We start from the raw sequence: 8,157 nt of genomic DNA on the forward strand, positions 1-8,157 counted from the left end.
TTGTAAACTACAACGTCTTCTTATCTGTTAAATAAGTATAAATTGTCTCCGCTACATTTTTCGGCATACCCGCTTCGACAAATTCCGATACGGAAGCTTCTTTCATCTTTTTTAATGAACCAAAATGTTTTAGCAATACTTTTTTTCGTTTATCACCGATTCCCGGAATTTCATCTAACGCCGATTGAATAACAGATTTCCCGTGTAATTGACGATGGAATGTAATTGCAAATCGATGTACTTCATCTTGAATGCGCTGCAATAAATAAAATTCTTGGCTATTCCTCGCAAGCATAACAGGCTCAGGCGGATCCCCAATAATTAAATGTGATGTTTTATGTTTTTCATCTTTTACAAGTCCTGCCATTGGAATATATAATCCAAGCTCGTTTTCAAGAACATCACTTGTAGCCGTGAGATGTCCTTTTCCCCCATCGATAATTATTAAATCTGGCAAAGGTAAATTTTCCTTCAATGCTCTCGTATAACGGCGTCTCACAACTTCCCTCATAGACTCGTAATCATCTGGCCCTTGGACCGTTTTAATTTTATATTTCCGATATTCTTTCTTCGCTGGTTTCCCATCGATAAAAGCAATCATTGCTGAAACAGGATTTGCCCCTTGAATATTTGAATTATCAAACGCTTCAATACGATAAGGTGTTTCAATACCGAGCTGCTTTCCTAAATGATCAACAGCTTTAATCGTTCGCTCTTCATCACGTTCAATTAAGTGAAATTTCTCTTCTAGTGCAATTTTTGCATTTTTATTTGCTAATTCCACAAGATCTTTTTTCTTCCCACGCTTCGGCTGTGTCGCTTCAACTTCTAAAAAGTGCTCTACTAATTCTGAATCGATACTTCCTGGAACAACAATTTCCTTCGGCTTGAAATGGCTACTGTTTTCATAAAATTGACCGATAAAAGTTAAAAATCCCTCTTCTGGTTCATCATAAATCGGGAACATAGAAACATCGCGCTCAATTAGCTTTCCTTTTCGAACGAAGAAAACTTGAACACACATCCACCCTTTATCAACTGCATATCCAAACACATCCCGATCCACTAAATCACTCATAATCATCTTTTGCTTTTCCATAATTGCATCAATATGAGCAATTTGATCTCGCAACTCTTTCGCTCGTTCAAATTCTAGTTTCTCGGAAGCCTCGTACATCTTTGTTTCTAATTTTGAACGAATTTCTTTATGCCCACCATTTAAGAATTTAATAATTTCATCTACAATTTCTTTATTTTGCTCATCCGTTACTTCTTTCACACAAGGTGCTAAACATTGACCCATATGATAATACAAGCAAACTTTATCTGGCATATTTGAACATTTACGAAGTGGATACATACGATCTAATAATTTCTTCGTTTCATGTGCAGATTGCGCATTTGGATAAGGCCCAAAGTACTTTCCTTTATCCTTTTTTACATTTCGCGTAATGAGTAAGCGCGGCTGTTTTTCAGCTGTAATTTTAATGAAAGGATATGTTTTATCATCTTTTAATTGAATATTATATTTTGGATCATATTTTTTTATTAAATTTAACTCTAAAATAAGAGCCTCCAAATTTGAGGAAGTCACAATATATTCAAAATCAACAATTTCTCCAACAAGCCGGAGTGTTTTCCCATCATGTGAACCAGTAAAGTACGAGCGCACACGATTTTTGAGTACCTTTGCTTTTCCGACATATATAACCGTTCCCTGCTTATCCTTCATTAAATAACAACCAGGTTGATCGGGCAAAATTGCTAACTTCTCTTTTAAATGCTCGTGCACTCGTCTCCCTCCATTTCTACATGCTTATCATTTTTATTTTCACATAAAAACATACTATGCCAAAACACCCAACATACGTTCTTTTATTGTAACGGAAAGGTTGTAAAAAAGAAAATAAAAAAAGCTACCAAATGGCAGCTTCTTTATTTTAGAAGTGTTTAGAAACTAATTCTACTAACGCTTCTTTCGGTTTATATCCTAACGCTTGATCAACTACTTTACCGTCTTTTAATACGAAAAGAGCTGGAATACTCATTACTTCGAATTGACGAGCAGTTTCTTGGTTTTCATCAACGTCCACTTTTACTACTTTTACTTTCTCGCCTAACTCTGAATCGATTTCCTCTAATACAGGAGCGATCATTTTACAAGGTCCGCACCAAGGCGCCCAGAAATCTAATAATACAACACCTTCGCTAGTTTCAGCTGCGAAGCTTTGGTCATTTGCATTTATAATTGCCATTTTATTTCCTCCTTCAAGTATATTCTACCAAGAGTATATCATTAACTTTTATACGTGGCGAATATTATGTATCGTTATGTATTGTAACAAAAAAATGTTCCTTTATACTATATAAAAATATGGATGAAATACTAAAAAGATGAGAGACAGGGGATCTCTCACCTTTTTCTATATATAGGGGTACTTCACTTGGAACTCAAGGGTACTCAAATCATGAATGTACTTTTAACTTTTTGAACTCTTCTGTTAAAAGAGGTAATACTTCAAATAGATCACCGACAATACCGTAGTCAGCTACTTTGAAGATACTTGCTTCTGGATCTTTATTAATCGCAACAATTATTTTTGAATTAGACATACCAGCTAAATGTTGAATCGCACCAGAAATTCCGCATGCAATGTATAGGTCTGGTGTAACAACTTTACCTGTTTGACCAATTTGTAATGAATAATCACAGTACTCAGCATCACAAGCACCACGAGATGCTCCAACAGCGCCGCCTAGTACGTCAGCCAATTCTTTTAACGGTTTAAATCCTTCTTCACTCTTCACACCACGTCCGCCAGCTATAATGACTTTCGCTTCAGAAAGATCTACACCTTCTGCAGTTTTACGGACAACATCTTGAATGATTGTACGTAAATCTTTCACATCTACTGTAATAGAAGACACGTCACCTGTGCGAGACTCGTCTTTTTCAAGAGTTGCAATGTTATTTGGACGCACTGTCGCAAATAAGATACCATCTGTTACAATCTTCTTCTCAAATGCTTTACCAGAATAGATTGGACGAGTAAAGATAACATTGCCACCTTCAATTTCTAAAGCAGTTACGTCAGAAATTAAACCAGCTTCAAGCTTTGCTGCTAATTTTGGTGATAAATCTTTACCTAGTGCTGTATGTCCAAATACAATACCTTCTGGCTTTTCTTCAGCATATACAGCTAAAAATGCTTGTGCATAACCATCAGATGTATATGATTTTAATTTATCATTTTCAACTGTCACAACGCGATCTGCACCGTAATGAATCAATTCATTTGCAAAAGAGGCAACGCTGTCTCCAACTAGAAGACCTACCACTTCACCGCCTTCTGCAATTGTTTTTGCTGCTGCTACCGCTTCAAACGAAACGTTACGTAGCGATCCATCACGAACTTCACCCATTACTAATACTTTACGAGCCATAGATTTTCCCTCCTGCATATATAATTTCGTATTTTATTAGATTACTTTCGCTTCTGTGTGGAGCAATGATACAAGTTCTTTTACTTGATCTTGCAGCTCGCCTTGTAACACTTTTCCTGCATCTTTCTTAGGAGGCAAATAGATTTCAATTGTTTTCGTTTTTGCCTCCACATCATCTTCTTCTAAATCTAAATCATCTAATTCTACTTCTTCTAGTGGCTTCTTCTTCGCTTTCATAATACCTGGAAGTGATGGATAACGCGGTTCATTTAAACCTTGTTGCGCTGTTACTAGAAGAGGTAATGATGTTTCAATTACTTCTGTATCCCCTTCAACATCACGCTCAATCTTCACATTTGTACCATCAATTTCAAGCTTCGTAATCGTCGTTACGTATGGGATATTTAACGCTTCAGCTACTCGTGGACCAACTTGTCCAGATGCACCGTCAATCGCAACGTTCCCGCCTAAAATTAAATCAATTTCTTTATCTTTTAAATATTCAGTAAGCACTTTTGCTGTTGTAAATTGGTCACCATTCTCAACATCATCTTCAATGTTAATTAGTACCGCTTTATCGCAGCCCATCGCTAATGCTGTGCGAAGTTCTTTTTCACTATCCTCGCCACCAACTGTTATAACAGTAACTTCTCCACCTTGTGCATCTCTTACTTGAATCGCTTCTTCAATCGCATATTCATCGTAAGGGTTGATGATGAATTCCGCTTCGCCATCGTAAATTGCACCGTTTTTAATTACGATTTTTTCTTCTGTATCAAATGTTCGTTTCATGAGTACGTAGATGTTCATTCCATTTACCCCCTTATTTTTCAGAAAGATTCTATCAATTTTAAAATTCTGTTAATTTTTATTAAAAAAATAATTGGACTACCTACCACTAAATGAAGGCTTACGTTTTTCTAAAAACGCTGCTACGCCTTCTCTACCATCTTCACTCGTAAATACTTCACCAAAAATCTGTGATTCACGCTGTACACCTTCATAATAATGAGACGATTTTGTCGTTTGTAATAACTCTAGCACAGCACGAGTTGTTGCTGGGCTTTTTCCAGCAATCTGTTTTGCAATTTTAAGCGTATCTTCTAAAATGGATTCTTCAGAAAACACTCCGTTAACAAGTCCCCATTGCAATGCTTCTGCACCAGTAATTGGTGTACTTGTTAACATCATTTCACAAGCTTTCGCTTTACCAACATAACGTGGTAAGCGCTGTGTACCTGCAAAACCAGGAATTAATCCAAGTGTTAATTCAGGTAAACCAAGCTTTGTACTTTCAGTTACAAAGCGCATGTGGCAAGACATAGCAAACTCAAGGCCACCGCCAAGTGCCGCTCCATGAATTGCCGCAATAACTGGTTTTGAGCATTTTTCAACACGCTCAAACGTAACTTGTCCAAGCTGTGCTAACTCTGTTGCTTGCTTCGCTTCAGTAACAGATGTAAATTCTTTAATATCTGCCCCCGCTGAGAAGAAGCGCCCTTCACCATGTAAAACAACAACACGAATGTTATCATCCTTTTCCACTTGATCGATTAATTCAGTAACGTCATGCATAACTTGTGAAGACATCGCATTAGCTGGAGCATGATTTAACGTCGCCACCGCGATATGATCTTCAACTTTTACAGATAGGAATTTCAACATGATCCCTCCCATTATTTACGATAGCCACAAGCTGCAATAAGTAGCCCGTGTACCGTTTTTGAAAGTGCGACCAGATCATACTTATGATCGCTCATTACCCAATTGGTCACAACTTCATCTACTGTTCCAAAGATCATTTGTCTTGCCACGCGAACATTTAAATCCGCCTGAAATTCACCTTGCTTTATACCTGTCTCTAAAATCTCATCCATAACTTGTAAGTAGCCTTTTAATACTTCATTTATTTTAAGGCGCAAGTCTTGATTGGACTGCCTTAGTTCTAATTGCGTAACGATAGCAAGAGGATCATTTTGTGACAACAGCAAGAAGTGCGTTTCTACCAACATGAATAACTTCGCTACAGCGCTTTCAATTCCTGCTATTTTTTGACGAATTGTTTCAACAAATTCTCCCATCTTCTCTTGGAATAAGGATATCAATATATCTTCTTTATTTTTAAAATATAAATAAATCGTGCCATCAGCTACCCCAGCTTGCTTTGCAATTTTAGAAACTTGCGCTTGATGGTATCCATTCTCTGCAATCACAATGACTGCTGCATCAATAATTTGATTGTATTTCGGTCTATTTTTCTTCACTTTACTGTCCCCTTCAAGAAGATGACTGAATGAATAGTCATTCATATTCTTATAATACTGACTATTTAGAAAAGTGTCAATCCTATTTTTTCAAAAAGAAAGGGCCTTAGCCCGTTTGCTCATCCTCATTCTTTCTCTTCTCTTCATCTATTAGGACACGGCGTAAAATTTTTCCGACTGTCGTCTTCGGCAACTCACTTCTAAACTCATATACCTTTGGAACTTTGTAAGCTGCTAAATATTTACGTGCAAACTGATCTAATTCTTCTTCAGAACACTCAGCGCCTTCTTTCAAAACAACAAACGCTTTTACAGTTTCCCCTCGATACGGATCAGGAACACCGATTGTTACCACTTCTTGCACCTTTTCATGTTCATATAACACCTCTTCTACTTCACGAGGATATACGTTAAAACCACTAGCAACGATCATATCTTTCTTACGATCTTTCACATAGAAAAAGCCATCCTCATCCATGTATCCTACATCACCTGTATGAAGCCAGCCATCTTGCAGTACAGCTGCCGTTTCTTCTGGCTTATTCCAATACCCTTTCATAATTTGTGGGCCCTTTACAACAATTTCACCAATTTCACCTGGAGGTAATGACTCTCCTGTCTCAAGTGACATGATGATTGCCTCTGTATCCGGCCACGGTACCCCAATACTTCCCGGCACACGCTTTTCCCACAAAAAATTCCCATGTGTAACTGGTGATGACTCCGTTAATCCATAACCTTCTACTAATTTACCACCTGTAACTCTCTCAAACTCCTCCTGTACTTCTACAGGAAGCGGTGCAGAACCACTAATACAAGCCTGAATTGAAGAAATATCATATTCTTTTAAAAGAGGACTATTTAATAGAGCAATATAAATGGTTGGTGCTCCTGGAAATAGTGTGACTTTATGTTTCTTAATTGCTTCAAAAACCATTTTCATATCAAACTTCGGAATAAGCACCATTTTATACCCTTGCATAATACTCAAATTCATTACAGCTGTCATCCCGTACACATGAAAAAACGGAAGAACACCAAGAATTACCTCTTCTCCTTCTTTACAATTATATAACCAATGCGCTCCCATTAAAGTGTTCGAAACGAGGTTTTTATGCGTTAACATAACCCCTTTTGGAAACCCTGTCGTTCCCCCTGTATACTGCAAAAGGGCTAGATCATTTTCAGGATCACATGGAACTTCAACATTAGCACTACTTTCCCTTTCTACTGATTTCCAAAGATGAATCGTTTCGCTTTCCGACACATTCACAACAAGATTTGCCTGCTTTTTTTGTACAAATGGATAAAGTAAATTTTTAGGAAATGGTAAAAAATCTGCAATACGGGTTACGATAATGTGCTCAATCTTTGTTGCAGTTTGAACGTTAGTAACTCTCGGAAACACTAAATCAAGGCAAAGAATAACTTTTGCCCCTGAGTCATGAAGTTGATACTCAAGCTCTCTTTCTGTATAAAGAGGATTCGTTTGTACGACAATACCACCCGCAAGCAAAGTACCATAATAACCAATTACAGATTGCGGACAATTCGGTAACATAATCGCAACTCTATCGCCTTTTTCAATACCAAGCCTTTGAAGGTAATTCGCAAATTTCTTTACCTTGTCATGGAAATCTGAAAATGTAACATCTTTCCCTAAAAAGTGAAGCGCTTTCTTTTCTGGATAACGAGCAGCCATTTTCTCTAAATATCTATGAAGTGGCTGAATATCATAAGAAATCGTCCCTGGAATTTCATCTGGATAACTCTGCAGCCAAGGTTTTTCCACTCTCATTCCCCCTTCCAATACTTGTGAAAATAAATGAATGTTCATTCATGATGGTTGTTTTCATTATATTATAGTCATAACAGCGTTACAATCATAATATTCTGACTTTTATATAACTATGCTTTACTTCGTTAACTTCTTATTATATGTATAAACTCTCTTAATTTTAAAAGAATAAGAGAGTTCACGTTACTTAGCTTAATCTTATAATCGTTAAAACTGCACCAGGTGTAGTCGTTGATAATGTTGCAACAGCTAACAATCCAAACAACTGCAAACTAATTGCACTCCCCGCTGCAAGAGTCGTAATAATTGTTGCACTAAATGAAGTCGTCGCTAATGCAGGAGAGTTGATAGTCCCAGCAAGCGGTGCTCCATTAATTGTAATTCGCGAACTAACTAATAATGAAGCCGTTATATTAATTGTATATGAAATATAATAATTCCCCGCATTTGCGGCCGTAAATACTGTGTTCCCCCCCGACACTGTAATTCCTGGACCGATATTCTGATTATTTGGAAGTGGGACATTTGTTCCACCAAGAAGCACTGATATTGCCGCTCCTGATGTATTATTCGCAAATGCATACGTCGCAGTTATACTTGTACCTGTTACTCCCGTTGCTCCCGTTTCACCTGTTGCTCCCGTTGCTCCCG

Annotated in this window: 8 protein-coding genes; all 8 read right to left on the minus strand. The window is 37.4% G+C overall.

The annotated features are described in order from the left end of the window. Positions 1-7: 7 nt before the first annotated feature. Entirely contained in the window at positions 8-1,792 is a 1,785-nt protein-coding gene (uvrC, locus tag V7038_RS11995; protein ID WP_002112105.1) for an excinuclease ABC subunit C, read from the minus strand. Between the two features lie 148 nt (positions 1,793-1,940). Further along, positions 1,941-2,255 carry a thioredoxin gene (trxA, locus tag V7038_RS12000; RefSeq protein WP_000974757.1) on the minus strand — a complete coding sequence of 105 codons (315 nt, stop codon included), beginning with the start codon at positions 2,253-2,255 and terminating at the stop codon, positions 1,941-1,943. Between the two features lie 211 nt (positions 2,256-2,466). After that, on the minus strand, positions 2,467-3,444 hold the full coding sequence (etfA, locus tag V7038_RS12005; protein ID WP_002112106.1) for an electron transfer flavoprotein subunit alpha: 978 nt from the start codon (positions 3,442-3,444) through the stop codon (positions 2,467-2,469). A 36-nt stretch (positions 3,445-3,480) separates the two neighbouring features. Continuing rightward, positions 3,481-4,254 carry an electron transfer flavoprotein subunit beta gene (gene etfB / locus V7038_RS12010; RefSeq protein WP_002112108.1) on the minus strand — a complete coding sequence of 258 codons (774 nt, stop codon included), beginning with the start codon at positions 4,252-4,254 and terminating at the stop codon, positions 3,481-3,483. A 78-nt stretch (positions 4,255-4,332) separates the two neighbouring features. Further along, positions 4,333-5,109 carry an enoyl-CoA hydratase gene (locus tag V7038_RS12015; RefSeq protein ID WP_002088868.1) on the minus strand — a complete coding sequence of 259 codons (777 nt, stop codon included), beginning with the start codon at positions 5,107-5,109 and terminating at the stop codon, positions 4,333-4,335. Positions 5,110-5,120: 11 nt separating this feature from the next. Then, complete coding sequence (locus V7038_RS12020; protein ID WP_087945806.1) at positions 5,121-5,708, minus strand: TetR/AcrR family transcriptional regulator; 588 nt, start codon at positions 5,706-5,708, stop codon at positions 5,121-5,123. A gap of 106 nt (positions 5,709-5,814) precedes the next feature. Beyond that, a complete protein-coding gene (locus V7038_RS12025) occupies positions 5,815-7,500 on the minus strand; it encodes a long-chain-fatty-acid--CoA ligase (protein ID WP_002112110.1) in 1,686 nt (561 codons plus the stop codon). Between the two features lie 193 nt (positions 7,501-7,693). Continuing rightward, positions 7,694-8,157 (minus strand): BclA C-terminal domain-containing protein (locus tag V7038_RS12030; protein WP_438825109.1); only part of this gene is annotated, 464 nt, incomplete at its 5' end.

It is taken from the genome of Bacillus sp. JJ783, from assembly GCF_036963225.1.
In the GTDB taxonomy this organism is placed as follows: Bacteria; Bacillota; Bacilli; order Bacillales; family Bacillaceae_G; genus Bacillus_A; species Bacillus_A cereus_U.